At 67.4% G+C, this 24,797-nt stretch carries 25 protein-coding genes; 13 read left to right on the plus strand and 12 right to left on the minus strand.

Annotation, left to right across the window (positions count from 1 at the left end; all coding sequences use genetic code 11):
- Positions 1–157: 157 nt before the first annotated feature.
- Positions 158–1,357, plus strand: a complete 1,200-nt coding sequence (locus tag ACYJP6_RS04905) for a zinc-binding metallopeptidase family protein (protein WP_459473860.1) — start codon at positions 158–160, stop codon at positions 1,355–1,357.
- Between the two features lie 12 nt (positions 1,358–1,369).
- Here the strand turns inward: ACYJP6_RS04905 and ACYJP6_RS04910 are convergent, their stop codons facing one another.
- Positions 1,370–1,750, minus strand: coding sequence for a diacylglycerol kinase (locus ACYJP6_RS04910; protein WP_459473862.1), 381 nt, complete (start codon positions 1,748–1,750; stop codon positions 1,370–1,372).
- Positions 1,751–1,876: 126 nt separating this feature from the next.
- Positions 1,877–2,527 carry a response regulator transcription factor ErdR gene (gene erdR / locus ACYJP6_RS04915; protein WP_459473863.1) on the minus strand — a complete coding sequence of 217 codons (651 nt, stop codon included), beginning with the start codon at positions 2,525–2,527 and terminating at the stop codon, positions 1,877–1,879.
- Positions 2,528–2,709: 182 nt separating this feature from the next.
- Here erdR and ACYJP6_RS04920 point away from each other — a divergent pair, with 182 nt between their 5' ends.
- The gene (locus ACYJP6_RS04920) at positions 2,710–3,606 is read left to right on the plus strand and encodes a DMT family transporter (protein WP_459473865.1); all 897 of its coding nucleotides are present in this window, start codon (positions 2,710–2,712) and stop codon (positions 3,604–3,606) included.
- Here ACYJP6_RS04920 and ACYJP6_RS04925 read toward each other — a convergent pair.
- Positions 3,599–4,339: a tRNA-uridine aminocarboxypropyltransferase gene (locus tag ACYJP6_RS04925; protein ID WP_459473867.1), complete on the minus strand. Its 741-nt coding sequence runs from the start codon at positions 4,337–4,339 to the stop codon at positions 3,599–3,601. The two genes, ACYJP6_RS04920 and ACYJP6_RS04925, sit on opposite strands and share 8 nt — an antisense overlap.
- 141 nt (positions 4,340–4,480) lie before the next feature.
- Here ACYJP6_RS04925 and ACYJP6_RS04930 point away from each other — a divergent pair, with 141 nt between their 5' ends.
- Both ACYJP6_RS04930 and ACYJP6_RS04935 read left to right on the plus strand, forming a co-directional pair.
- Positions 4,481–4,888 carry a quorum-sensing-regulated virulence factor family protein gene (locus tag ACYJP6_RS04930; protein WP_145004778.1) on the plus strand — a complete coding sequence of 136 codons (408 nt, stop codon included), beginning with the start codon at positions 4,481–4,483 and terminating at the stop codon, positions 4,886–4,888.
- Positions 4,889–4,903: 15 nt separating this feature from the next.
- Positions 4,904–5,980: an LOG family protein gene (locus ACYJP6_RS04935; protein WP_459473869.1), complete on the plus strand. Its 1,077-nt coding sequence runs from the start codon at positions 4,904–4,906 to the stop codon at positions 5,978–5,980.
- A 498-nt stretch (positions 5,981–6,478) separates the two neighbouring features.
- On the opposite strand, the gene recX is transcribed toward ACYJP6_RS04935, so the two are convergent.
- From recX to ACYJP6_RS04950, 3 genes are all read right to left on the minus strand, one after another.
- On the minus strand, positions 6,479–6,931 hold the full coding sequence (gene recX, locus ACYJP6_RS04940; RefSeq protein WP_459473871.1) for a recombination regulator RecX: 453 nt from the start codon (positions 6,929–6,931) through the stop codon (positions 6,479–6,481).
- Positions 6,932–6,995: 64 nt separating this feature from the next.
- Positions 6,996–8,039 (minus strand): recombinase RecA, encoded by a 1,044-nt coding sequence (gene recA, locus ACYJP6_RS04945; RefSeq protein ID WP_459473873.1) that lies wholly within the window; start codon positions 8,037–8,039, stop codon positions 6,996–6,998.
- Between the two features lie 86 nt (positions 8,040–8,125).
- Complete coding sequence (locus ACYJP6_RS04950; protein ID WP_459473875.1) at positions 8,126–8,626, minus strand: CinA family protein; 501 nt, start codon at positions 8,624–8,626, stop codon at positions 8,126–8,128.
- A gap of 163 nt (positions 8,627–8,789) precedes the next feature.
- Here ACYJP6_RS04950 and ACYJP6_RS04955 point away from each other — a divergent pair, with 163 nt between their 5' ends.
- The 9 genes from ACYJP6_RS04955 to fdxA all read left to right on the plus strand — a co-directional run bounded on the left by ACYJP6_RS04955 (position 8,790) and on the right by fdxA (position 19,271).
- Positions 8,790–9,827, plus strand: a complete 1,038-nt coding sequence (locus ACYJP6_RS04955; RefSeq protein ID WP_459473877.1) for a LacI family DNA-binding transcriptional regulator — start codon at positions 8,790–8,792, stop codon at positions 9,825–9,827.
- Between the two features lie 57 nt (positions 9,828–9,884).
- A complete protein-coding gene (locus ACYJP6_RS04960; protein ID WP_459473879.1) occupies positions 9,885–10,667 on the plus strand; it encodes an AP endonuclease in 783 nt (260 codons plus the stop codon).
- Positions 10,660–11,589 carry a sugar kinase gene (locus ACYJP6_RS04965; protein WP_459473881.1) on the plus strand — a complete coding sequence of 310 codons (930 nt, stop codon included), beginning with the start codon at positions 10,660–10,662 and terminating at the stop codon, positions 11,587–11,589. The genes ACYJP6_RS04960 and ACYJP6_RS04965 overlap by 8 nt, the downstream gene beginning before the upstream one ends.
- A gap of 50 nt (positions 11,590–11,639) precedes the next feature.
- The gene (locus ACYJP6_RS04970; protein WP_459473883.1) at positions 11,640–12,923 is read left to right on the plus strand and encodes an MFS transporter; all 1,284 of its coding nucleotides are present in this window, start codon (positions 11,640–11,642) and stop codon (positions 12,921–12,923) included.
- A 15-nt stretch (positions 12,924–12,938) separates the two neighbouring features.
- On the plus strand, positions 12,939–13,922 hold the full coding sequence (locus ACYJP6_RS04975; protein ID WP_459473885.1) for a 2-hydroxyacid dehydrogenase: 984 nt from the start codon (positions 12,939–12,941) through the stop codon (positions 13,920–13,922).
- Between the two features lie 53 nt (positions 13,923–13,975).
- Complete coding sequence (locus ACYJP6_RS04980) at positions 13,976–14,182, plus strand: hypothetical protein (protein WP_459473887.1); 207 nt, start codon at positions 13,976–13,978, stop codon at positions 14,180–14,182.
- Between the two features lie 78 nt (positions 14,183–14,260).
- Positions 14,261–16,210, plus strand: coding sequence for a hybrid sensor histidine kinase/response regulator (locus ACYJP6_RS04985; RefSeq protein WP_459473889.1), 1,950 nt, complete (start codon positions 14,261–14,263; stop codon positions 16,208–16,210).
- Between the two features lie 92 nt (positions 16,211–16,302).
- Positions 16,303–18,879 carry a DNA mismatch repair protein MutS gene (gene mutS, locus ACYJP6_RS04990; protein ID WP_459473891.1) on the plus strand — a complete coding sequence of 859 codons (2,577 nt, stop codon included), beginning with the start codon at positions 16,303–16,305 and terminating at the stop codon, positions 18,877–18,879.
- A gap of 68 nt (positions 18,880–18,947) precedes the next feature.
- Positions 18,948–19,271, plus strand: coding sequence for a ferredoxin FdxA (gene fdxA / locus ACYJP6_RS04995; RefSeq protein ID WP_058762009.1), 324 nt, complete (start codon positions 18,948–18,950; stop codon positions 19,269–19,271).
- 403 nt (positions 19,272–19,674) lie between these two features.
- Here the strand turns inward: fdxA and rpoS are convergent, their stop codons facing one another.
- The 6 genes from rpoS to ispF all read right to left on the minus strand — a co-directional run bounded on the left by rpoS (position 19,675) and on the right by ispF (position 24,740).
- A complete protein-coding gene (gene rpoS / locus ACYJP6_RS05000) occupies positions 19,675–20,667 on the minus strand; it encodes an RNA polymerase sigma factor RpoS (RefSeq protein ID WP_459473893.1) in 993 nt (330 codons plus the stop codon).
- A 110-nt stretch (positions 20,668–20,777) separates the two neighbouring features.
- Positions 20,778–21,617, minus strand: coding sequence for a peptidoglycan DD-metalloendopeptidase family protein (locus ACYJP6_RS05005; RefSeq protein WP_459473894.1), 840 nt, complete (start codon positions 21,615–21,617; stop codon positions 20,778–20,780).
- A gap of 174 nt (positions 21,618–21,791) precedes the next feature.
- A complete protein-coding gene (locus tag ACYJP6_RS05010) occupies positions 21,792–22,430 on the minus strand; it encodes a protein-L-isoaspartate(D-aspartate) O-methyltransferase (RefSeq protein WP_160923793.1) in 639 nt (212 codons plus the stop codon).
- A 38-nt stretch (positions 22,431–22,468) separates the two neighbouring features.
- The gene (surE, locus tag ACYJP6_RS05015) at positions 22,469–23,224 is read right to left on the minus strand and encodes a 5'/3'-nucleotidase SurE (protein ID WP_459473895.1); all 756 of its coding nucleotides are present in this window, start codon (positions 23,222–23,224) and stop codon (positions 22,469–22,471) included.
- Positions 23,212–24,270 carry a tRNA pseudouridine(13) synthase TruD gene (truD, locus tag ACYJP6_RS05020; protein ID WP_459473897.1) on the minus strand — a complete coding sequence of 353 codons (1,059 nt, stop codon included), beginning with the start codon at positions 24,268–24,270 and terminating at the stop codon, positions 23,212–23,214. The genes surE and truD overlap by 13 nt, the downstream gene beginning before the upstream one ends.
- Complete coding sequence (gene ispF / locus ACYJP6_RS05025) at positions 24,267–24,740, minus strand: 2-C-methyl-D-erythritol 2,4-cyclodiphosphate synthase (protein WP_459473899.1); 474 nt, start codon at positions 24,738–24,740, stop codon at positions 24,267–24,269. Before ispF ends, truD begins: the two co-directional genes overlap by 4 nt.
- Positions 24,741–24,797 lie beyond the last annotated feature (57 nt).

The raw sequence follows: 24,797 nt of genomic DNA on the forward strand, positions 1-24,797 counted from the left end.
AATCTCGTGCCCCGGAATCCGGGCAGGGCCGCAAAGTGCCTACCGCGCGGGTCAGGCGACGAACAACCCGGAACTCCAACCGCCAGCCACTCTACTAAATCGCTAGCACGACGCCAGCGTTTCGCTGGTCGTTGGTCGTCCTCGCCAGGTATCCCTCATGCGCAATTTTCTTGGAAGCTACAGTTCGAACCGTCTGCAGCGCAATGCTCTGCGGTCGCTGCCTACTCAACGCAAGGTCGCCAACTGCACCTGCGGGCAGGCCATCTTCTTTCCCAACAGCGAATGCCTGGCCTGCGGCAATGCCCTGGGCTATGCCCCGGATCAGGGCACGCCGACCGCCCTGCAGCCCACCGACGGAGGTCTCTGGCAACTGCCCGAGGCATCCAGCAGCCTCTACCGGCGCTGTGCCAACCTGGATACCCCGGCGGCCTGCAACTGGCTGGTACCGGCCGAGGCCAGCAGCGAGTTCTGCCTGGCCTGCCAGCTCAACCACACCATCCCGGACCTGTCCTTCGAAGGCAATGGCGAACGCTGGCGCAAGCTGGAGCTGGCCAAGCGCCAACTGGTCGCCCAACTGCTGGGCCTGGGCCTGCAGGTGATCCCGCAAAGCGTGGACGCCGAACGCGGTCTCGCCTTCGACTTCCTCGCGCCCGACGCCAACGGCACGCCTACCACCGGCCATGCCAATGGCCTCATCACCCTGAACATCCTCGAAGCGGACGACGCCCATCGGGAAAAGGTCCGGGCCGACATGCACGAGCCCTACCGCACCCTGCTCGGCCACTTCCGCCATGAGGTCGGCCACTACTACTTCGACCGCCTGGTCGCGGGCACCGATTGGGAAGAACCCTTCCGCGCCCTGTTCGGCGACGAGCGCGCCGACTATAGCGAAGCCCTGCAGCGCCACTACGAGCAGGGCGCCCCCGCGGAGTGGGAAACCCAGTACATCAGTGCCTACGCCACCATGCACCCCTGGGAAGACTGGGCAGAAACCTGGGCCCACTACCTGCACATGATGGATACCCTGGCCACCGCCGCCAACCTGGGCATGAACGCCACCACCACCCAGCTGGATTTCCAGCCGTTCACCCGCGAGGCGCTGTACGAAGCCGAAGACCGCAGCGACGATGAATTCCTTGGCTTCGCCAACGCCTGGATCGAACTGGCGGCCATGCTCAACGAGCTGTCGCGCAGCATGGGCCAGCCGGACTTCTATCCCTTCGCGCTGCCCGCCCCGGTGATCGCCAAGCTGCACTTCATCCACAAGGTCATCCACTCGGCCCAGCCGAGCGTGCTCGACCAGGGCCTGGCGACCGACCAGACCGCGGCAGGCGCCACGCTGGGGGCCACCGTCTGATCGTCGTCCTGCTCAGCCGAGCAGGACGATCCCCCAGACCGCGGCGATGATGAACATGGCCACGAACTGCGCGGCACTGCCAAGATCCTTGGCGTTCTTCGACAGCTCGTGCCAGTCCAGGGAAATGCGATCCACCACCGCCTCGATGGCGGCGTTGAACAACTCGACCACCAGCGACAGTAGGCACACCGCCACCAGCAGGGCCCGCTCACCGCGGCTCACGTCGAGCCAGAAGGCGATCGGCAGCAGCACCACGTTGAGCGCGACCAGGGAGCGAAAGGCCGCTTCCTGCTGGAAGGCGGTACGCAGCCCGGCCAGGGAGTAGCCCGTCGCGTTGATGACCCGGCGCAGACCGGTCTTGCCTTTGTAGGGAGAAATCACCGAAAGCTCCATCGACAGGATCGAACCGCCGCCTCTGGCAGACGGCAGGTAGAGAAAGCGTGCAAGGTAACGGTCGAGGCTTACCAGGCCGCCGCAGGGACGCGGCCAGTCATGGCCCCATGGTTAGCGCCACCGGACCTAGCTGGAGGTACTCTCCAGTTGCTGCAACAGCAGCGCCGCCTGGGTCCGGGTACGGACGCCGAGTTTACGGAAGATAGCCGTGGCATGGGCCTTCACCGTGGCCTCGGAGACATTCAGCTCGAAGGCGATCTGTTTGTTCAGCAGCCCCTCGCAGAGCATGGTGAGCACCCGGAATTGCTGGGGGGTGAGGCTGGCGAGGCCGGCGCTGGCCGCCTTGGCCTCCTCGCTCAGGGCGACGGCGCCCTCGACCTGCGGTGGCCACCAGGTGTCGCCATCCAGCACCTGGCTGACCGCCCGCTGCAGGGTACTCAGATCGCTGGACTTGGGTATGAAGCCGCTGGCCCCGAACTCCCGGGCGCGCTGCACCACCGCCGGCTCCTCCTGGGCCGAGATCATCACCACAGGCACCTGCGGATACTGGCCGCGCAACAGCACCAGGCCGGAAAAGCCGTAGGCGCCGGGCATGTTCAGGTCGAGCAGGACCAGATCCCAGTCGGTACGGTCGGCCAGGCAGGCCTGGAGCTGGGCGATGTCGGCCACCTCGGTGAGCCGCGCCTGGGCGCCCAGGCCCAGGGTGAGCGCCTGCTGCAGCGCGCTGCGAAACAGCGGGTGATCGTCGGCGATCAGGATCTGATAGGCAGCCGCCATGGTGTAGCTTTCCTTCTTGTACTGGGGGTCGCGAAGACCAGGTGCCTGGCGCGCCGGCTGCCTTCGAGATGGCGCCAGCATGCCGAACGGCGCAGACGGCGGCAAGGCCGGACGGACCACCAGCGGTAGGCAAAGGGCCAAGGGTTGCGGCACAGTTGCGCTTTTTGCCCAAGAGATACCCGATGCCCAGCGCTGCGCTCCGTGCCGACCTGCTCATGCTGCTCACCGCCCTCATCTGGGGCAGCGCCTTCATCGCCCAGACCGGCGGCATGGAGCACATAGGGCCCTTTCTCTACACCGGCCTGAGATTCGCCCTGGGTGCCCTCACCCTGCTGCCGCTGCTGCTGTTCCTGCGCCGTGGCGGACGGCAACGAGCCTTCACCCGGGATACCTTCAAGGGCGGCCTGCTGATGGGCCTGGTGCTGACCCTGGGCATCAACCTGCAACAGGTCGGGCTACTGTTCACCAGTGTGACCAACTCCGGCTTCATCACCGGCCTCTATGTCATCGTGGTACCCCTGCTGGGGCTGCTGCTGGGTCAGCGCAGCCATGTCGGCACCTGGGTCGGCGCCTGCCTGGCGGTGGTCGGCATGGGCCTGCTCAGTATCGGCGACAACTTCCAGGTCGCTTCCGGCGACCTGCTGCAACTGGCCGGCGCCCTGGCCTGGGGCGTCCACGTCCTGCTGGTGGGGCACTATTCCAGTCGCCACGACGCCACCGTGCTGTCGATCCTGCAATTCCTCGTCTGCGCGGTCCTGAGCCTGCTGCTGGCGCTGGTCTTCGAGCCCTTCCAGGCGACCCAGGTCGCCAAGGCCCTGCCCGACCTGCTCTATGGCGGAGTGATCGCCGCCGGCATCGGCTACACCCTGCAGGTGTTCGCCCAGCGCGGCGCCATCGCCTCTCACGCGGCGGTGATCTTTTCCCTGGAAGCGGTATTCGCCGCCTTCTTCGGCGCCTGGCTGCTCGGCGAGGCCCTCAGCGGTCGGGGCTACCTGGGCTGCGCCCTGATGTTCGCCGGCATGCTGGCCGCGCAGCTCTGGCCGCGGCAACAGCCGGTGGACGCCAAGCCGGTCAACTGAGGCGCCGCAGCGCCTCGAGTTGCTGGCTGGCGGGACTGTCCGCCGCCAGCGGCAGATGGTGCTTGGCATCCAGATAGCGCTCGCTGAAGACGTCCAGATAGGCTTCCAGCAGGCGCCCGGCGGGGGCCTCGCCGGCCAGCTCCAGGCACAGGGCCGCCACCTCGGCGGTGCAGAGGTGCTCGCCGCGGGTGGAGCGCCGCAGCCGGTAGCGCGACAGGGCAGTGGGCTGGAAGCTCAGCACCGGCAGGCCGTCCAGATAGGGACTCTTGCGAAACATCTTGCGTGCCTCGGTCCAGGTGGCATCCAGCAACACGAACAGCGGACGCTTGCCGGGAGCCACGGGCAAGCTCTCGACCACCCGCTCGGGCGCGGCGTATTCGCCGGGGAACACCAGCAACGGTTGCCACTCGGGCTGCGCGAGCAACGCCGGCAGGGCTGGATCCACGGCGGTACGACTCCAGCCGAAGGCATGGGTATCGGCGACCACGTCGGCGATCAGCCAGCCGGTGTTGCTCGGCTTGAGCGGCTCCACGTCGTGCATCAGCAGACACATGCCGGCCCGGGTCTGGCGCAGCGGGCGCAGCTCACACAGGCAATGACTGGGTGCCAGCCGGCAGTTGGGGCAGCGCGTCATGCGCGAGCCCCGGGCGACGAAGGGCTTGATGCTGCGCGCCAGACGCTCCTGGCGCAGCCGGGCCACGGCATGGGGAGGAATATCGAGGGTCGGGGTCATGCCGGGCTCTTGGGCAAAAGCCAAGTTTACCAGAGCGATCGAGATGCCCGCGGCGGCCAGGCAAGGTACCCTGCGCAGACGCCTTGCGAACCCCCGCCCGCGACCACGGTCGAAACGGGCTCCTCTACGCTGGAGAACACGATGCCTCGTTTTGCTTTGCTCGCCCTGACGCTCGCCCTGCCCTTCACCGCCCAGGCAGCCGACTCGCTCAAGGACCACGAGCTCAACCAGATGCTGCGCAAGGTCGCGGCCGAGAGCAGTCAGGGTACGCCCCGCGCCATCAACGAAGACATCCTCGATCGCGGCTACACGGTAGAGGGCAAGCAGCTGATCGACCACCTCAGCGTCCGCCCGGCCCACGCCGCCCGCATGCGCGAAAATCCGGCGACGGTGCGGGTGCAGCTCGCCGAAAGCGTCTGCCAGAACAACGGCTACCGCCAATTGCTGGCCCGCGGCGCCACCCTGGTCTACGACTTCACCGAATACCAGACCAACAAGCCGATCATGGTCGAGCGCTTCCAGGCCGCCGACTGCGGCCTGGGCAAGTAATCAGGAGTTCGCGCCATGACCGAGGACAGTGACGACAGCTACCTGGCTCGCCACGTGGAGCCCAGCGCCGCCGATCTCGGTCAGCGCATCGACGAGCTGCTGGAGCACGCCCTGCCCGGCGGCAGCCCCAACCTCGCCCTGTACCGCGAGATGCTGGTGACGGTGGTGCGCATGGCGCAGACCAATCCGGCGCGCTGGGACGCCAAGATCATGCTGCAGACCCTCAAGGAGCTGGAGCAGGCCTTTCGCACCCTGGAACGCTTCCGCCGCCGGCGCAAGGTCACGGTGTTCGGCTCGGCGCGTACCCGCATCGACCATGCCCTCTACGACCTCGCCCGCGACCTGGGCGCGGCCCTGGCGCGGCGGGACATGATGGTCATCACCGGTGGCGGCGCCGGCATCATGGGCGCGGCCCACGAGGGCGCCGGCCCCGAGGCCAGCCTGGGCTTCAACATCACCCTGCCCTTCGAGCAGCGGGCGAATCCGACCATCGAGGGCACGGATCACCTGCTGTCGTTCCACTTCTTCTATGTGCGCAAGCTGTTCTTTCTCAAGGAAGCGGACGCCCTGGTGCTCTGCCCCGGCGGCTTCGGCACCCTGGACGAGACCTTCGAGGTGCTCACCCTGATCCAGACCGGCAAGAGTCCGCTGGTCCCCCTGGTCTTGCTGGATACCCCCGATGGGCATTTCTGGGACGACGCCCTGGCCTATCTGGAGCGCAACCTGCTGGCGGAGGGTTACATCCTGCCCGCCGATCTCAAGCTGGTGCGCCTGGTACGCTCGGCCGAAGCGGCCGCCGCCGAGATCGAGCGCTTCTATGGCAACTATCACTCCACGCGGCGGCGCGACGGTCAGTTCCATATTCGCCTCAAGCATCCGCTGACGTCCGCCTGTCTGGAACGCCTGGCGGCGGACTTTGGCGACCTCTGCCGCACCCCCGGCTTCACCCAGCTGCGCCCGGGCGAAGGCCAGGCCGATGAAGCGGAATTCGCGCACCTCACCAGGCTCACCTTCGACTTCCACAGCCGCCACTACGGCCGGCTGCGCGAGCTGGTGGATGAACTCAACCGGCCGGAGCATTGGGCCGCTTGAGGAGGCCGTAGGTTGGCGTTGAGCGCAGCGAAGCCCAACGTGACCCCGTACACCGAGGATTTGTTGGGCTTCGACGGTGGAGCCGTCTCAACCCAACCTACGCCTGCCGGTAACCCCGTAGGTTGGTGCTGAGAGAAGCGAAGCCCAACGTGACCCCGTACACCGAGGATTTGTTGGGCTTCGACGGAGGAGCCGTCTCAACCCAACCTACGCCTGCCGGTAACCCCGTAGGTTGGCGCTGAGCACAGCGAAGCCCAACACGACCCCGCACGCCTAGAATGTGTTGGGCTTCGACGGTGGAGCCGTCTCAACCCAACCTACGGCTACTGGTGAGACCGTAGGTTGGCGCTGAGCGCAGCGAAGCCCAACACGACTCCGCACGCCGAGGATGTGTTGGGCTTCGACGGTGGAGCCGTCTCAACCCAACCTACGCCTGCCGGCAACCTCGTAGGTTGGCGCTGAGCGCAGCGAAGCCCGAGATGACCGGACCTGCGGCCGCTACCGCCGGCTCAATACCCGGTTGATCCCGTCCATGGCGTAGCCACGATAGGCCAGGAAGCGGCCTTGCTTGGCGCGCTCCTTGGCATCGACCGGAGGGGTGCCGAACTTCCTGCGCCAGACCTCTTCCAGCTGCGCCTGCCAGTCCACATCCGCCTCGCGCAGGGCGGCCTCGATCTGATCGCGCTTCAGGCCGCGCTGGCCGAGCTCTTCGCGAATGCGCAAGGGACCATAGCCGGCGCGGGCGCGGCTGGCGATGTAGCTGCCCAGGTAGCGGCTCTCGTCGAGCAGACCCTGCTCGGCCAGGCGGTCCAGCACGGGAGCGAGGAGACTGTCGTCGGCCCCGCGCCGACGCAGCTTGCGCGACAGCTCTTCGCGCCCGTGCTCGCGCCGTGCCAGCAGGTCCATGGCCGCCAGGCGGATAGCAGCGGGGGTATCCAGCGGATTGCCCAAGAAGGTTCCTCCTCATGCGAAAACCCCCGCACGGGGCGGGGGTCGTTTCGGCTGTGCGGTACGATCAGAAGTCGACGTTGGCGTCTTCTTCGGCAGCCACTTCGGCTTTCTGGTTGCTCGGCTGGCTCAGCAGCTTCTCGCGGATCGCCTTGTCGACGGCGGCCTTGACCTCGGGATTGTCCTCCAGGAACTTGGCGGCATTGCCCTTGCCCTGGCCGATTTTGCTGCCCTGGTAGCTGTACCAGGCACCGGACTTCTCGATCAGGCCCAGTTGCACGCCCAGGTCGATGATCTCGCCATTCAGGTAGATACCCTTGCCGTAGAGGATCTGGAACTCGGCCTGGCGGAACGGCGGCGCCACCTTGTTCTTGACCACCTTGACGCGGGTTTCGCTACCGATCACCTCGTCGCCTTCCTTCACCGCGCCGATCCGGCGGATGTCCAGGCGGACCGAGGAGTAGAACTTCAGGGCGTTACCACCGGTGGTGGTCTCGGGGTTGCCGAACATCACGCCGATCTTCATGCGGATCTGGTTGATGAAGATGACCAGGCAGTTGGCGTTCTTGATGTTGCCGGTGATCTTGCGCAGCGCCTGGGACATCAGGCGGGCCTGCAGACCCACGTGCATGTCACCCATCTCGCCCTCGATCTCGGCCTTGGGTACCAGGGCCGCCACGGAGTCGACGATGATGACGTCGACGGCGTTGGAGCGCACCAGCATGTCGGTGATTTCCAGGGCCTGCTCGCCGGTGTCCGGCTGGGAGACCAGCAGGTCGTCGACGTTGACGCCCAGCTTGCCGGCGTAGTCCGGGTCCAGCGCGTGTTCGGCGTCGACGAAGGCGCAGGTGGCGCCCTGCTTCTGGGCCTGGGCGATGACCGACAGGGTCAGGGTGGTCTTACCCGAGGATTCGGGACCGTAGATCTCGACGATCCGCCCCTTGGGCAGGCCACCGATGCCCAGGGCGATGTCCAGGCCCAGGGAGCCGGTGGAGATCGCCGGGATGGCCTGGCGGTCGTGATCGCCCATGCGCATCACGGTGCCCTTGCCGAATTGCTTTTCGATCTGTCCCAAGGCCGCGGCCAGGGCACGCTTTTTGTTGTCGTCCATTAGATTCCTCTCAGAGAAAGAAGGGCCAGACGGCCGTGGATACCTGTATAAGTGAACAGTATTAAACCATAGTCGCCCCCCGGTTGCTACACCCGCAGGGCTTTTTCCTCGTCCAGCAAGGCCAGCAAAACCTCCAGTGCCCGCACCTGGGTCTGCTGGCGTACCGCGGCGCGATCCCCGGGGAACACCTGCCGTTCGGTGCGCAGTCTTTCCCCGGCCAGCCAGGCCAGCCAGACCGTGCCCACCGGCTTGCCCGGCACGGCGCCACCCGGCCCGGCGATCCCGCTCACGGCTACCGCGAAGCGGGCGCCGGAGCGCTGCTGGGCGCCCCGCGCCATTGCCGTCACCACCTCCTCGCTGACCGCCCCGACCCGCTCGAACAGCACCTCGGGCACCTCGAGCTGGAGGGTCTTCTGGCGATTGGAATAGGTGACGAAGCCGGCCTCGAACCAGGCCGAGCTGCCGGCGACCCGGGTGATCACCTCGGCGATGCCACCACCGGTGCAGGATTCGGCGGTGGTGACCTGGGCACCTGCCGCCTGCAGGGCTTCGCCAAGGCGCCGGGCGAGATTGTCGAGGGAATCCATCGAGACCTTCCTATCCAAGGGAGACATAAAGGTGACCGCGGCGACTCTCTGCCTGCGGCGACCGCTGGTCGGCACGCACCTTAGACCGGCTTGCCCCGCCGTGGCAGAAAAGATTTACTGAAACCGGTTTCAGGCACCTACAAAATCCTAACAGCGGTATGCCATGAACGACGTCTTTCTTCCCGGTCCGCGCGCTTCCCGCGCGACCATCGCCGAAGTGGCCCTGGCCGCCGGCGTATCCAAGGCCAGCGTCTCGCGCTACATCAGCGGAGACCGCCGCCTGCTCTCCGACGCCCTCGCCGCGCGCATCGAGCAGGCCGTGGTGGCCCTCGATTTCCAGCCCAACCAGATGGCCCGCGGCCTCAAGCGTGGTCGCAGCCGCTTGATCGGCATGCTGGTGGCCGACCTGCTCAATCCCTACTCCACCGCGGTGATGCATGGCGTGGAAACGGCCTGCCGCCAGCAGGGCTATTCGCTGCTGATCTGCAACACCGACCAGGACGCCGACCAGGAGCGCCAGCAACTGGCCGCGCTGCAGTCCTACAGCATCGAAGGGCTGATCGTGAACACTTTCGGCCAGCACGCCGCCGACCTGCGCCAGCTGGGCAGCCGCCTGCCCCTGGTGCTGCTGGATCGCGAACTACCGGGCGTGGAAGCCGACCTGGTCGGCCTCGACAACCATCAAGCCATCGAGACCGGGGTGACCCACCTGCAACAGCAGGGCTATCGCGACCTCTTGCTGGTGAGCGAGCCGCTCGACGGCACCAGCTCCCGCCTCCAGCGCCTGAGCGCCTTCGAAGCGGTCCTGGCCGGGCACCCGGACTGCCGGGGCACGCATTGCGCCCAGGCCGACGATGCCCCGGGCCTGCAGCGGACCCTGGCCGCCTTCCTGGCCAGCGTCGGTCCCGGGCCCAAGGCGTTGCTCACTGCCAATGGCGTGGCGACCCTGGCGACGACCCTGGCCCTGCAGGCCCTGGGCGAGCCGCTGTTCGCGCGCATCGGCCTGCTGGCCCTGGACGATCTGGACTGGTTCCCCCTGGTCGGTGGTGGCATCAGCGCCCTGGCCCAACCCACTCACACCCTGGGCGTGGCCGCCTTCGAACGCCTGCAACGGCGTATCGATGGTGACCGCAGTGCGCCGGTGCGCCAGACCTTCGGCGCGGAATTGCGTGTCCGTCAGTCGACTGGTCGCCGCCCCTGAGGGCACCTTTGCCCGTTTTGCCCGTCTTTCGTTGAAACCGGTTTCAGGAGAATAACAATGCCACCGGAGCTCGCCATCACCACCTCGGCCTTTGGTGCCGACGCGGTCCGTGCCCGCGGCCAGGCCGCCTGGCTGGACCTCATCGCCGCGGCAGGCGCCAGCCATGTCGAGATCCGCGCGGAGCTGTTCGCCGCGCGTCCCGACCTGGGCGCCCTGCGCGCCGCCATCGCCAGCGCCGGTCTCGGCTGCGTCTATTCGGTGCCGCTGGAACTCTGGCCCGACGCGGACGGGACCCTGGCAGCCGGTCTGCCGGAGGCCCTGGCCGCAGCCAGGGCGCTGGGCGCCGATACGCTCAAGGTATCCCTCGGTCACTATCGCCCCGCAACCGACCTGCAGCCCCTCGCCCAGTTGCTGGTCGAGGGCGCCCCCCAGTTGCTGGTGGAAAACGACCAGACCGTCCAGGGCGGCCGGGTCGAGCCGCTGCGCGCCTTCATCCAGGCCGCCCGGGCGGCAGGGCTGCCTGTGGCGCTGACCTTCGATGTCGGCAACTGGCGCTGGCAGGACGAGGATCCAGTGCAGGCCGCGCGCCTGCTGGGGCGCGACGTGCGCTACCTGCATTGCAAGGCGGTTCGTCGGCGCGCCGGTGGCCTGCATGCCGTGCCACCGGAGGCCGCCGACCTGCTGGCCTGGCAAGGCCTGATGGCCTACTTCCCGGCCGGCGTACGCCGCGCCATCGAATTTCCCCTCCTGGGTGCGGACCTGCTCGGCGAGACCTGTCGCCAGGTCGCCGCCCTGCGCACCCTGGATGATTCTTCCCAAGAGGAGCGCCGTCATGGCTGAGTACGACATCCTCGCCTTCGGCGAAACCATGACCATGTTCGTCGCCGAGACGACTGGCGACCTGGCCACGGTCGGGCAATTCGGCAAGCGCATCGCCGGTGCCGACAACAACGTGGCGATCGGCCTGAGCCGGTTGGGTTTCAAGGTCGCCTGGCTGTCCCGGGTCGGCAACGATTCCTTCGGCCGTTTCGTGCGTGCCAGCCTCGAAGCCGAGGGGCTGGACTGCACCCGGCTCAAGGTCGATGCCCGCCACCCCACCGGCTTCCAGCTGAAGTCGCGAGTCGCCGACGGCAGCGATCCGGTGGTCGAGTACTTCCGCCGCGGCTCGGCCGCCAGTCACCTCAACATCGAGGAAGACTTCGACCCCAGCCTGCTGCAGGCGCGTCACCTGCACGCCACCGGCATCCCGCCGGCGCTGTCGCCCAGCGTCCGGGCCTTCAGCCGTCACCTCCTTGAGGCCATGCGCGGCGCCGGACGCAGCATCTCCTTCGATCCCAACCTGCGGCCGTCACTGTGGGACAGCGAGGCGCAGATGCGCCGTGAACTCAACGAACTCGCCGGCCTGGCCGATTGGGTACTGCCCGGGCTGGCCGAGGGCCGCCTGCTGACCGGCTACGACACCCCGGCCGACATCGCGGCCTTCTACCTCGATCGCGGCGCCCAGGCAGTGGCCATCAAGCTCGGCCCGGACGGCGGCTACTGGCGCACCGCCGAGGCCGAGGGCGAGGTTCCCGGCGTGCCCGTGTCCGAGGTGGTCGACACCGTCGGCGCCGGCGATGGCTTCGCCACCGGCTTCGTCAGCGCCCTGCTCGATGGCCTCGACGTCGCCGCCGCCGTCGCCCGCGGCAACTGGATCGGCGCCCGCGCCGTCCAGGTGGTTGGCGACATGGAAGGCTTGCCCTACCGCCACGAACTCCCGTGAGCCGCCGCTGAAATCCGACACCCGACAAGAACAATCAAGCAGGTGATCCCATGAACGCATCCTCTCTCGCTCCACGCCGCTGGTGGTATCTGATGCCGGTGGTCTTCATTACCTACAGCCTGGCCTATCTCGACCGGGCCAACTACGGCTTCGCCGCCGCCTCGGGCATGGCAACGGACCTGGGCATCACCCCGGCGATGTCGTCGCTGCTCGGCGCGCTGTTCTTCCTCGGTTACTTCTTCTTCCAGGTGCCCGGCGCCATCTATGCCGAGAAGCGCAGCGTCAAGCGGCTGATCTTCTGGAGCCTGATCGCCTGGGGCGGTCTCGCCACCCTGACCGGCATGGTGCCCAACGTCACCCTGCTGATCGCCATCCGTTTCCTGCTGGGCGTGGTCGAGGCGGCGGTGATGCCGGCGATGCTGGTCTATCTCTGCCACTGGTTCACCAAACGCGAGCGCTCGCGGGCCAACACCTTCCTGATCCTCGGCAATCCGGTAACCATCCTCTGGATGTCGGTGGTGTCCGGCTATCTGATCCATGCCCTGGACTGGCGCTGGATGTTCATCATCGAAGGCCTGCCGGCGGTGATCTGGGCCTTCATCTGGTGGCGCCTGGCCGCGGAGCGGCCGAAGGACGCCAAGTGGCTCGCCGCGGAGGAGAAGGACCGCCTGGAGGCCGCGCTGAAGGCCGAGCAGCAGGGCATGAAGCCGGTGAAGAACTACGCCGAAGCCTTCCGCTCGCCCAAGGTTATCCTGCTCTCGCTGCAGTACTTCTGCTGGAGCATCGGTGTCTATGGCTTCGTCCTCTGGCTGCCGTCGATCCTGCGCCAAGGCGCCCAGCTGGACATCGTCCAGGCCGGCTGGCTGTCGTCCCTGCCCTACCTGGCCGCCGTGCTGGCCATGGTCGGCGTGTCCTGGGCCTCGGATCGCCTGCAGAATCGCAAGCTGTTCGTCTGGCCGCCGCTACTGATCGCCGCCCTGGCCTTCCTCGGCTCCTTCGCCCTCGGCAGCAATCATTTCTGGTGGTCCTATGCGCTGCTGGTGGTCGCTGGCGCCTGCATGTACGCGCCCTATGGCCCCTTCTTCGCCATCGTGCCGGAAATCCTGCCGGGCAACGTCGCCGGCGGGGCCATGGCGCTGATCAACAGCATGGGGGCCCTGGGCTCCTTCGCCGGCTCCTACCTGGTGGGTTATCTCAATGGCGTGACCGGCGGTCCCGGCGCCTCCTTCGGCTTCATGGGCGGCGCCCTGCTGGTCGCCGTGGTGCTTACCCTGTTGCTGCGCCAGGAACCGGTCGCCCGCACCGCGGCGCTCAAGCCCGCCACCAGTCACTAAAGGAAGGCTTTCGCCATGAAAAAGAAGGTGATCCACTACAAGGCGCTGTCGCCGGCGCTGACCGCCCGGCTGAACGAGGCCTTCGACCTGGAATACGTCGACGTCAAGGCGCCGGGCGGTGAAGCCCGGCTGCGCGAGCGCCTCCCCGAGGCCCAGGGCCTGCTCGGCTCCAGCTTCAGGCTGACGCCCGAACTGCTGGACCTGGCGCCGAAGCTGGAGGCCATCGCCAGCGTCTCGGTCGGCTTCGACAGCTATGACCTGCCCTATCTGCAGGAGCGCGCCATCCTGCTCTGCAACACCCCGGATGTCCTGACCGAAAGTGTGGCCGACGCCGCCTTCGCGCTGCTGCTGGCCACCGCCCGGCGTATTGTCGAGCTGGCGGACTGGGTGCGGGCGGGGCACTGGCAGTCCAGCCTGGGCGAGGCGCACTTCGGCTGCGACGTCCATGGCAAGACCCTCGGCCTGGTCGGCATGGGGCGTATCGGCCAGGCCATCGCCCGGCGCGCCAGCCTCGGCTTCGGCATGCAGGTCAACTACACCGCCCATGCGGCCAAGCCGGAGGTGGACGAGCGCTACGCAGCGCGCTTCCTGCCCTTGCCCGAGCTGCTGGAGCGCTGCGACTTCCTCTGCGTCACCGTGCCGCTCAGTGACGAGACCCACCACCTGCTGGGCGCCGCCGAGCTGGCCCGGCTGCCTGCCCATGCCATCCTGGTCAACGTCTCGCGCGGCCCGGTGATCGACGAAGCCGCCCTGATCGCCGCCCTGCAGGAGGGTCGCCTGCGCGGTGCCGGCCTGGATGTCTTCGACCGCGAACCCGTGGCGCCGGACTCGCCGCTGCTGCGACTGCCCAACGTGGTACCCACGCCGCACCTGGGCTCGGCGACGCGGGAAACCCGCGAGGCCATGGCGCGCTGCGCGGTAGACAACCTGCTGGCCGCCCTCGCCGGCCAACGCCCGGCGAATCTGGTCAATCCGGAGGTCTGGACACGTCGTCAGTGAGTCTTGGCCGTCATTTGTGGTCAGACAGGTATCAGACCCCACGGAGAACGACCATGACCGCCTTCGACGATCCCCAGGCCTTCGTCAACCGCGTGCGCGAGCAGGCCGCCGATGCCGAGCGCAGCGGCGACATTCCGCGCCTGTTGCAACTGGTCGACGAACTTGCCAGCGCCTTCGAGCGCCAGGCGCGCAGCACCGCCCAGGACAACGCCGGGGTGGTGCGTGCCGTGGAGGAGTTCGAGCGGCACGAAGGGACCTGAGCGCGCCCTGGTGTCCGCCTGCCCGGCCATGCCGGCGGCGGGCTCCGTCCCTGACCCGTGTCCCGAGGTTCAGCTTCAGTGCCCATCGCTACCCACACCCTGCTCGCCCGGCTGCTGCGGCTGGTGCCAAGGGACGCCCCTGCACCCTTGCGCTACCTGGGTGCCGTCCTGTTCATCGGCATCGCCGCCGGGATCCGGTTGAGCCTCGGGATCGACAGCCTGCCCTACCTGCTGTTCATCCCCTTCATCATGGCCGCCGCCTTCTGGTTCGGCCTGGGCCCCGGCCTGCTGGCCACCCTGCTCTCGGTGTTGCTGGCGGAGACGCTGTTCGTCAAGGCCCCGGCCTACTTCGCCCTGTTTTCCGAGCGCTGGGTGTCCCATGCGCTGTTCGTGCTGGTCAACGTCATCATGGCGCTGGTCTGCGTCGCCCAGCGGCGCAGCCTGGAATCCCTCTATCGCTTCGCCGGTAACCTCGGCGAACAGGTGACCTTGCGCACCCGCCAGCGGGATCTCATCTGGCAGGCCAGTCCCGACCTACTCTGTACGGCGACCCCGGAAGGCCAGCTGCTGGATCTCAACCCGGCCTGGACCAGTACCCTGGGCTGGACCGAGGAACAGCTGCGCCACGAGCCCTTCATGGCTTTCGTCCACGTCGAGGATCGCGCCCGCACCGAGGCGGCCGTGGCGCGGCTGAAGGGCGGCGAGCCGGTGTTCGGCTTCGAGAACCGCTACCGCCATCGCGACGGGGGTTATCGCTGGCTGTCGTGGAATTCGGTCCTGCAGGACGGCCTCATCTACTCCGCGGTACGGGAGGTCACCGCCATCCGCGAGCAGCAGGAGGCCCTGCAACAGGCCGAGGAACAGCTGCGCCAGAGCCAGAAGATGGAAGCCGTGGGCCAACTCACCGGGGGCATCGCCCACGACTTCAACAACCTGCTCACCGGGGTGATCGGCAGCCTGGACATGCTCACCCTGCGCCTCGGCCAGGGCCGCGTCGCCGATCTCGAACGCTACGCCAGCGCCGCCAAGGGTGCCGCCGAGCGTGCCGCCGCCCTCACCCACCGGCTGCTGGCCTTTTCCCGTCGCCAGGCGCTGGATCCCAGCGCCACCCGCACCAACGATCTGGTGCTGGGGATGGAAGAGCTGATTCGCCGTTCGGTGGGCCCGCAGGTACAGATCCATATCGAGCTCGCCGAGACGCTGCACCTGACCCTGTGCGATCCCCACCAGTTGGAGAACGCCCTGCTCAACCTCTGCATCAACGCGCGCGATGCCATGCCCGAGGGTGGCGTACTGCGCATCGTCACCGGCAATCGCCGCCTGACCCGGGACCAGGCGACCGCCCTGGAACTGCCCCCCGGCGACTACGTCACCCTGGCGGTGCTGGATACCGGTTCCGGGATGCCACCCGAGGTACTGGCGCGGGCCTTCGATCCCTTCTTCACCACCAAGCCGGTGGGCATGGGGACGGGTCTGGGCCTGTCGATGATCTATGGTTTCGCCAAGCAGTCCGGCGGCGTCGCCCATATCGCCTCGGCCGAAGGCGTGGGGACCACCGTCACCCTCTATCTGCCACGCCTGGTGGAGGAGCCCTCGCCACGGGTGGAAACGCCGCGCGCAGGTTCGTCACGCTATCCCAGGGGCCTGACCGTGCTGGTGGTGGATGACGAGCCGATGGTGCGGACCCTGGTGGACGAGGCCCTGAGCGAACATCACATCCGCACCCTGGAGGCGACGGATGCCGCCACGGCGCTGCGGGTGCTGGAATCCGACACGCCGCTGGACCTGCTGATCGCCGACGTCGGCCTGCCGGGCGGCGTGAGCGGGTGCAAGCTCGCCGCCCTCGCCCGTGAACGCCGCCCTGGCCTGATGACCCTGCTGATCACCGGCTACGCCGATGCCGGCCTGCCCGGCGAATCGCTGCCGACACCGGGCGTTACCGTGCTGCCCAAGCCCTTCACCCTGGAGCGGCTCATGACCCAGATCGATCTGTTGCTGGACGGGCGCGAGTCACGGCCGGAGGCCTGAGGCCGCCCCGGTGAGCCGAGCGGGGCCGACAAACGCCGCGAGTTGGTGGACAATACGCGGCTAGCCCACCGCAACCGGATCGAAACACCCGCATGAGCGACCTCTCCGCGCACACGCCCATGATGCAGCAGTACCTCAAGATCAAGCATCAGCATCCCGAACAACTGCTGTTCTATCGCATGGGCGATTTCTACGAGTTGTTCTACGACGATGCCCGGCGCGCGGCCAAGTTGCTCGACATTACCCTGACCGCCCGCGGCGCCTCGGCCGGCAAATCCATCCCCATGGCCGGCATTCCCTTCCACTCCGCGGAAGGCTATCTGGCCAAGCTGGTCAAGCTCGGCGAGTCGGTGGTGATCTGCGAGCAGATCGGCGACCCGGCCACCAGCAAGGGCCCGGTGGAACGCCAGGTGGTACGCATCATCACCCCTGGTACCGTCAGCGACGAAGCCCTGCTCGACGAGCGCCGCGACAACCTGCTGACCGCCGTACTGGGCGACGAGCGCCTGTTCGGCCTGGCCGTGCTGGACATCGCCAGTGGCCGCTTCACCGTGCAGGAACTGGCCGGCTGGGAAACCCTGCTGGCGGAGCTGGAACGCCTCAACCCCGCCGAATTGCTGATCCCCGACGACTGGCCCGCCGGGCTGCCCGCCGAGAAGCGCCGCGGCGTGCGCCGCCGGGCGCCCTGGGACTTCGATTGCGATTCGGCGCTGAAGAGCCTCTGCCAGCAATTCGGCACCGGCGATCTCAAGGGCTTCGGTTGCGACAAGCTCGGCCTGGCCATCGGCGCCGCCGGCTGCCTGCTGGCCTATGCCAAGGAAACCCAGCGCACCGCCCTGCCGCACCTGCGCAGCCTCCGCCACGAGCGCCTGGACGACACCGTCATCCTCGACGGCGCCAGCCGCCGCAACCTGGAACTGGACGTCAACCTGGCCGGCGGCCGCGACAACACCCTGCAATCGGTGGTCGATCGTTGCCAGACCGCCATGGGCAGCCGCCTGCTGACCCGCTGGCTGAATCGCCCGCTGCGCAACCGCGCGGTGATCGAAGCGCGCCAGGACGCCATCACCTGCCTACTGGAAAGCTATCGCTTCGAGACGCTGCAGCCGCAACTCAAGGACATTGGCGACCTGGAGCGCATCCTCGCGCGCATCGGCCTGCGCAACGCCCGTCCGCGCGACCTCGCCCGGCTGCGCGATGCCCTGGCCGCGCTGCCGGCGCTGCAGGAAGGGCTGACGCAGATGATCGCTCCGCACCTGCTGGACCTGGCCAAGAGCATCCAGACCTATCCGGAGCTGGCCGCCACCCTGGCCCGCGCCATCATCGACAACCCGCCCGCGGTGATCCGCGACGGTGGCGTCATCAAGCGCGGCTACGACGCCGAGCTGGACGAGTTGCAGACCCTCAGCGAAAACGCCGGCCAGTTCCTCATGGACCTGGAGGCGCGCGAGAAGGCCCGCACCGGCCTGCAAGGCCTCAAGGTCGGCTACAACCGCGTCCACGGCTACTTCATCGAGATCCCCAGCAAGCAGGCCGAGTCGGCCCCGGCCGACTACATCCGGCGCCAGACCCTCAAGGGCGCCGAACGCTTCATCACCCCGGAACTCAAGGCCTTCGAAGACAAGGCGCTGTCCGCCCAGAGCCGCGCCCTGGCGCGGGAGAAGGCGCTCTACGAAACCCTGCTCGACGAACTCATCGGCCACCTGGCGCCGCTACAGGACAGCGCCGCCGCCCTGGCCGAGCTGGACGTCCTGGCCAACTTCGCCGAGCGCGCCCTCAACCTGGACCTGAACAAGCCGCGCTTCGTCGAGGAGCCCTGCCTGAAGATCGGCCAGGGGCGTCACCCGGTGGTGGAACAGGTGCTGGAAACGCCCTTCGTCGCCAACGACGTCACCCTCGACAACGACACCCGCATGCTGGTGATCACCGGTCCGAACATGGGCGGCAAATCCACCTACATGCGCCAGACCGCGCTGATCGTGCTCCTGGCCCATGTCGGCAGCTTCGTCCCGGCGGCCCGTTGCGAGCTGTCGCTGGTGGATCGCATCTTTACCCGCATCGGTTCCAGCGACGACCTGGCCGGCGGCCGTTCCACCTTCATGGTGGAGATGAGCGAGACCGCCAACATCCTGCACAACGCCAGCGAACACAGCCTGGTGCTGATGGACGAGGTCGGTCGCGGCACCAGCACCTTCGACGGCCTGTCGCTGGCCTGGGCCGCCGCCGAGCAACTGGCGCGACTGCGCGCCTGGACGCTGTTCGCCACCCACTACTTCGAGCTGACCGTGCTGCCGGACGGCCAGCCGAGCGTGGCCAACGTCCACCTCAACGCCACCGAGCACAATGACCGCATCGTCTTCCTGCACCATGTGCTGCCCGGCCCGGCCAGCCAGAGCTACGGCCTGGCCGTGGCGCAGTTGGCCGGCGTGCCGGAAGACGTCATCCTGCGCGCGCGCGAGCATCTCGCCCGCCTGGAAGCGGCCAGTTTCAACGGTGAGGTGGGTACGCCGCTGCCGGTGACCGCGCCAGCCAAGGACCGCCCGCTGCAGGCCGATCTGTTCGCCAGCGCCGCCCATCCTCTCATCGAGGAACTGGAACGCTTGCAGCCAGACGACATCACACCCAGAAGGGCGCTGGAGCTTATCTACGAATGGAAAAAGCGTATCTGAGTTAACGGATACGAGGGGCCTGGCAATGCTGCTAGAATCCGCCGCCTTAGCCTGAGGAGAACGAGCAGATGACCTTCGTCGTCACTGACAACTGCATCAAATGCAAATATACCGACTGCGTGGAAGTCTGCCCGGTGGACTGCTTCTACGAGGGCCCCAACTTCCTGGTGATCCACCCGGACGAGTGCATCGACTGCGCCCTGTGCGAGCCCGAATGCCCGGCCCAGGCGATCTTCTCGGAAGACGAGGTGCCCGCCGGCCAGGAAGCCTTCATCGAACTCAACAGTGAGTTGGCCAACATCTGGCCGAACATCACCGAGAAGAAGGACGCCCTGCCCGACGCCGCCGAGTGGGACGGCAAGACCGGCAAGCTCGCCCAGCTCGAGCGCTAGGTCCTGCCGGCGCCAGCCGGCAATAAAAAAGGGGGCGGATAGCTCCGCCCCCTTCGTCCTTGTCCCTGATGTCCTGCCACCGTCCTGGTGGACCTCGTCCCGAGGTGTCCTGACCCGCATCCTGCCGATCCGTGTCGTCCCAGACACAGCGTCGATAGTACGCTTCTCCCGAAGGCTGGCAATCTGCCACCCTAAGCCCACCTCTCCCGTCTCGCGATCGCAGCTGAAAGACAAAAGCCTTTCTTGGCAGTGACTTACGCTGTTTCGAGTTGCTCCAGCGATGCTCGCTGGCAGCCTCGCGTGTCTTCTGCTTACGCGCGCTGTAAGCTCAGGCTTACAGCCACACGCAGAAAAAAGCCCGGAAAATTCCGGGCTCGTTTGGCGGCTGTTCAGTCAGGTCTCTTCAGAAGAGTGCGTCGCTGGACAGGCCGTTGCGCTCGAAGATCTCCCTCAGCCGCTTGAGGGCCTCGACCTGGATCTGCCGTACCCGCTCCCGGGTCAGGCCGATCTCCTGCCCGACCTCTTCCAGGGTGCTGGCTTCGTGCCCGCGCAGGCCGAAGCGGCGCACCACCACCTCGCGCTGTTTCTCCGGCAGCTCCAGTAGCCACTGGTCGATGCTTTGGTTGAGATCCGAATCCTGCAGCAGCTCGCAGGGATCGGTGGGACGGTCATCGGTCAGGGTGTCGAGCAGGGTCTTGTCCGAATCCGGCCCCAGGACCATGTCCACCGAGCTGATCCTTTCGTTCAGCCCCATCACCCGCTTGACGTCCGCCACCGGTTTTTCCAGCAGCGCAGCGATCTCCTCGGGGGATGGCTCGTGGTCGAGCTTCTGGGTCAGCTCCCGCGCGGCGCGCAGGTGCAGATTGAGCTCCTTGACCACGTGGATCGGCAGGCGGATGGTGCGGGTCTGATTCATGATCGCCCGCTCGATGGTCTGCCGGATCCACCAGGTGGCATAGGTGGAGAAGCGAAAACCACGCTCGGGATCGAATTTCTCCACGGCACGGATCAGCCCCAGGTTGCCCTCTTCGATCAGATCGAGCAGCGACAGGCCGCGGTTGATATAGCGCCGGGCGATCTTCACCACCAGGCGCAGGTTGCTTTCGATCATGCGCTTGCGACCCGCGGGGTCGCCGCGTTGCGCCAGACGCGCGAAGTGCACCTCTTCCGCCGGTGAGAGCAACGGCGAGAAGCCGATTTCGTTGAGATAGAGTTGAGTGGCGTCGAGTGCGCGGCTGTAGTCGGCCAGCTTGGCCCCACGGACGACCTGGTTGCCGCGCCCGGAGAGCGCCTTGGTCATCGCCGCATCGGCGGATTCCTCACCGAAGGGATTGGAATCGAGAAGCAGAACATCATCTCCGAGATCGAACTCGGCTTCTTGTTTAGTCTGGATCATCTTGAGTAACCCTTGCTCGTCTGAACTCCGAGCCAGGGCGTATCGATACGTTGCCGATGCGCCTTGACTCGCCCCCAAAGGACTGCGGGATCGAGTCGGCGCCTAGCGAATCAACGATTGGGCAGGAACTGCAAGGGATCCACCGGTTTGCCCTGACGGCGAATCTCGAAATGGAGCTTGACCCGGTCGGTGCCGGTCGAACCCATCTCGGCAATCGTCTGCCCTATCTTGACACGCTCACCTTCCCGAACCAGCAACCTACGGTTGTGACCGTAGGCACTGACGTAGGTTTCGCTGTGTTTGACGATAACCAGTTCACCATAACCCCGTAGACCATTTCCCGCATAGACCACGGTGCCGTCGGCGGCCGCCATCACGGGCTGTCCTTCCTGTCCGGCGATGTCTATTCCCTTGTTCAGGCTGCTGCTGGCGGAGAATCGACTGATGAGGGTACCTTTCGTCGGCCAAGCCCAACCGGCCGCTGATTGGGGCACGTCGCGGGTCGGCGTCTGGGCGGGGGTCACCGGGGTCGGCGGGGGCGCCACGGGCAGATTCGGCGTTACCACCGGGGTGGCGGCGGTCGGGTTGGAGGTGACCGGCGGCGGAATCGGCACCGGGGTCGCGACCGGGTTGCCCGGCGCCGGACCGGACGCCACGACCGCGGCCGGACGCCGAGTGATGCGACTGGAACTGCTGGCGGTCGCGGAGGAACCACTGCCGAAGCGGATCACCTGGCCGACATGGATCACATAGGGAGCGCTGAGGCCGTTCTGGGCCGCCAGGGCGCGCCACTCCCAGCCATTGCGGGAGGCGATGGAAAACAGGGTGTCGCCGCGTTTGACGCGATACTGCCCGGAGGTGACCTGGGGCACGCTGCTGCGACCGTCGCCGCGGTCCACCACCGGAGCTCGCGAACCATTGGTCGAGCACCCTGCCAGCAGCAGGGCCACGAGCACAGCCGCCAGCCAGCCTGAACGCCCTCGTCCTGGAAATCCTTGCGCTCGGGCCTTCACCCGTTCCTCCCGCAGTCTGATCATCTACCGTCCGGCCATCCCGCCGGCCTCAAGCGGCCACAGCCGCCTGGCTGGCTTGGAGCGCGGTACCGGGGTAACGTTCCCTGTCGCTCACTGGGCCAGGGGTCCGTTGAGCAGCGGCACGAAACGCACGGCATTGAGTTCGTGGCGCACGAAGCCGTCGTCCTCGCGCACGATCAGCAGCAGCTTCTGCTCCTCGTCGACGCCCACCGGGATCACCAGGCGGCCACCGGGCGCCAGCTGGTCGAGCAGTGCCTGGGGTACCTCCCGCGCGGCGGCGGTGACGATGATGCCGTTGTAGGGGGCCAGGGCCGGCCAGCCTTCCCAGCCATCGCCCCAGCGGAACACCACGTTGCGCAGATTGAGTTCGAGCAGGCGCTCCTTGGCGCGATCCTGCAGCGACTGGATCCGCTCGACGGAAAACACCCGCTCCACGGTCTGCGCCAGGATGGCGGTCTGGTAGCCGGAGCCGGTGCCGATCTCCATGACCTTGTCCAGCGGCCCGCCGGCGAGCAGCAGCTCGGTCATGCGCGCCACCATGAAGGGCTGGGAGATGGTCTGGTTATGGCCGATGGGCAGCGCGGTGTCTTCGTAGGCGCGATGGGCCAGGGCCTCGTCGACGAACAGGTGACGCGGCGTGCGGCGGATCACCTCCAGCACCTGGGCGTTGGACAGCCCCTCCTCGTAGAGGCGCTGGATGAGCCGCTCCCGGGTGCGCTGGGAAGTCATCCCGATGCCGTGTCTTTGCATATGCTCTTGCCCCTGAGTCATGCCAACAGCTCCGTCAGTGCCGACAGCCCGGCGAAGCCCTCGCGGAAGGTGCGATCGAACTGCAGCGGCGTCACTGAGACATAGCCTTCCAGCACGGCATGGAAGTCGGTACCCGGCCCGCCGTCCACCGCATCGCCCGAGACGGAGATCCAGTAGCCGGCCTTGCCGCGCGGGTTGACCTCGCGCACCGGCGGCTTGGCCTGGGCGCGGTGACCCAGGCGGGTCAGCTGCAGGCCCTTGATCTGCGCCAGCGGCAGATCGGGGATGTTGACGTTGAGCACGGTGCGCGGCGGCAGGTCGAGGCTCTCGTGCAGGGCGACGATGCGGGCGGCGATCTCCGCCGCCACCGCCATGTTGTCGGCGCTGCGCGAGACCAGCGAGAAGGCCAGCGCCGGGCGCTCGAGGAAGCGCCCTTCCATGGCCGCGGCCACGGTGCCGGAATAGAGGACGTCGTCACCCAGGTTGGCACCCAGGTTGATACCGGCCACCACCATGTCCGGGGTCTGCTCCAGCAGCCCGTTGAGGCCGAGATGGACGCAATCGGTGGGCGTGCCATTGACGCCCAGGAAGCCATTGGGCAGGCGCTGGGGGTGCAAGGGCCGGTCCAGCGTCAGGGCACTGCTCACGCCGCTCATGTCATAGAGCGGCGCGACCACCTGGCACTCGTAGTCCGCACGGGCGGCGAGCGCGGCATGCAGCGCGGCGATACCGGGGGCCAGCACCCCATCGTCGTTGGCGATCAGAAGTCGCATGGATGTTCCGTCTGCCCTGCCTCGCCGAGCGTTACCAGCTCGCGAACCACTGCGGTGGCGAAACAGCCGGCCGGCAGGACGAATTCGAGTTGCAGAATGTCAGGAGCGGGATAATGCCACGTCAGGCCGCCGATGGGGAGGCGCAGGATGCGCCGTTCATGCGAGAGGCCGGCACCGGCCAGCCAGGCCGGCAGCGCGCCGGCGTCGTTGGCGACGCCGGCCTCGAGGGCCGCGGCAGGGCCTTGCACGGGTGACTCGCCCTGGCCCCACAGGGGGCCAGTGGGATGTAGATCCAGCACCGCCAGGCGCGGATCGGCCAGATCGGCGGCGGTCGCCGGGAAGTGGCTGCGGCTGTCGGTGAAGGCCAGCAGGTCGCCTGCTTGCGCCCGATTCCAGGAACCGTCGGCGACACGCTGGGCCAGCACCTGGTTGAACAGCCAGCTGCGCGCCGCGGACAGGGTCCGCGAACGGCGATTGCGCTGCTCCGGCAGGCGCTGTTCGTGGGCGCACGCCTGGGCATCGGCCAGGTTGCCGCCCTGGTAGCCGAAGCGCTGCGGCCCGAAATAATTGGGCACGCCCTGGCTGGCGATGGCCTGCAGCCGGGCCTCGAGCGCCGCGGGATCGGCCTGGAGCCCGGTCAGGCGCAGGCGGAAGCCGTTGGCGGCGTGGGCGCCGCGCTGCAGCTTGCGACGATGGCGGCCCTGCTCGAGGATCACCAGCGTCTCGTCACAGGCGGCGGCCAGGTCCGGATCGGCCTTGCCGGGCAGGTGCAGGCTGAACCACTGGCGAGTCAGCGCCTGGCGATCCTTGAGACCGGCGTAGCTGATCGCCCGCTGCGGTACGCCCGCGGCGCGGGCCAGACGGCGCACGGCTTCTTCGGTATTGAGGCCGCGCTTCTCGACCCACAGCCAGAGGTGCTCGCCATCGCCACTGAGCGGGATGTCCAGTACCTCGTCCACCTGGAAGTCTTCGGCACTGGCCTTGAGGATCGCCTGGCCGCAGGGCTCGCCATGGGCGCGCGGCCCGAGCAGCTGGTCTTCGGTCATAGCGGCAGCAGCAGGGCCACGGCGTGCACGGCGATGCCTTCCTCGCGCCCGACGAAGCCCAGCCGCTCGGTGGTAGTGGCCTTGACGTTGACCTGGCCCAGCTGGACCTGCAGGTCCTCGGCGATGGCCTGGCGCATGGCCTCGATGTGCGGTGCCATCTTCGGCGCCTGGGCGGCGATGGTGCCGTCGACGTTGCTCACCTGCCAGCCCTGCTCCCGCACCAAGCCGACCACGTGACGCAGCAGCACCCGGCTGTCGGCGCCCTTGAAGCGCGGATCGGTATCGGGGAAATGCTTGCCGATGTCGCCCAGCGCTGCGGCGCCCAGCAGGGCATCGGCCAGGGCGTGCAGCAGCACGTCGCCATCGGAATGGGCGACCAGGCCGTGGTGGTGGGGAATACGAATGCCACCGAGGGTGATGAAGTCGCCCTCGCCAAAGGCGTGAACGTCGAAACCGTGACCTATGCGCATGAAGAGAGACGCCCTGGAAAATGACAGGGCGTCGATTCTACCGGCTGAGGACAGCTC

The organism is Pseudomonas sp. No.117, from assembly GCF_054558395.1.

Bases quoted from the DNA above. Each gene is read 5' to 3' on its own strand.
- ACYJP6_RS04970 (WP_459473883.1), top strand. From the start codon at position 11,640: ATGAACGCATCCTCTCTCGCTCCACGCCGCTGGTGGTATCTGATGCCG.
- ACYJP6_RS04910 (WP_459473862.1), bottom strand. From the start codon at position 1,750: ATGGAGCTTTCGGTGATTTCTCCCTACAAAGGCAAGACCGGTCTGCGC.
- surE (WP_459473895.1), bottom strand. From the start codon at position 23,224: ATGCGACTTCTGATCGCCAACGACGATGGGGTGCTGGCCCCCGGTATC.
- ACYJP6_RS04980 (WP_459473887.1), top strand. From the start codon at position 13,976: ATGACCGCCTTCGACGATCCCCAGGCCTTCGTCAACCGCGTGCGCGAG.
- ACYJP6_RS04965 (WP_459473881.1), top strand. From the start codon at position 10,660: ATGGCTGAGTACGACATCCTCGCCTTCGGCGAAACCATGACCATGTTC.
- ACYJP6_RS04925 (WP_459473867.1), bottom strand. From the start codon at position 4,339: ATGACCCCGACCCTCGATATTCCTCCCCATGCCGTGGCCCGGCTGCGC.
- ispF (WP_459473899.1), bottom strand. From the start codon at position 24,740: ATGCGCATAGGTCACGGTTTCGACGTTCACGCCTTTGGCGAGGGCGAC.
- rpoS (WP_459473893.1), bottom strand. From the start codon at position 20,667: ATGATCCAGACTAAACAAGAAGCCGAGTTCGATCTCGGAGATGATGTT.
- fdxA (WP_058762009.1), top strand. From the start codon at position 18,948: ATGACCTTCGTCGTCACTGACAACTGCATCAAATGCAAATATACCGAC.
- recA (WP_459473873.1), bottom strand. From the start codon at position 8,039: ATGGACGACAACAAAAAGCGTGCCCTGGCCGCGGCCTTGGGACAGATC.
- ACYJP6_RS04920 (WP_459473865.1), top strand. From the start codon at position 2,710: ATGCCCAGCGCTGCGCTCCGTGCCGACCTGCTCATGCTGCTCACCGCC.
- erdR (WP_459473863.1), bottom strand. From the start codon at position 2,527: ATGGCGGCTGCCTATCAGATCCTGATCGCCGACGATCACCCGCTGTTT.
- ACYJP6_RS04960 (WP_459473879.1), top strand. From the start codon at position 9,885: ATGCCACCGGAGCTCGCCATCACCACCTCGGCCTTTGGTGCCGACGCG.
- mutS (WP_459473891.1), top strand. From the start codon at position 16,303: ATGAGCGACCTCTCCGCGCACACGCCCATGATGCAGCAGTACCTCAAG.
- ACYJP6_RS04935 (WP_459473869.1), top strand. From the start codon at position 4,904: ATGACCGAGGACAGTGACGACAGCTACCTGGCTCGCCACGTGGAGCCC.
- ACYJP6_RS04955 (WP_459473877.1), top strand. From the start codon at position 8,790: ATGAACGACGTCTTTCTTCCCGGTCCGCGCGCTTCCCGCGCGACCATC.
- ACYJP6_RS04905 (WP_459473860.1), top strand. From the start codon at position 158: ATGCGCAATTTTCTTGGAAGCTACAGTTCGAACCGTCTGCAGCGCAAT.
- ACYJP6_RS04950 (WP_459473875.1), bottom strand. From the start codon at position 8,626: ATGGATTCCCTCGACAATCTCGCCCGGCGCCTTGGCGAAGCCCTGCAG.
- truD (WP_459473897.1), bottom strand. From the start codon at position 24,270: ATGACCGAAGACCAGCTGCTCGGGCCGCGCGCCCATGGCGAGCCCTGC.
- ACYJP6_RS05010 (WP_160923793.1), bottom strand. From the start codon at position 22,430: ATGACTTCCCAGCGCACCCGGGAGCGGCTCATCCAGCGCCTCTACGAG.
- ACYJP6_RS04930 (WP_145004778.1), top strand. From the start codon at position 4,481: ATGCCTCGTTTTGCTTTGCTCGCCCTGACGCTCGCCCTGCCCTTCACC.
- ACYJP6_RS04975 (WP_459473885.1), top strand. From the start codon at position 12,939: ATGAAAAAGAAGGTGATCCACTACAAGGCGCTGTCGCCGGCGCTGACC.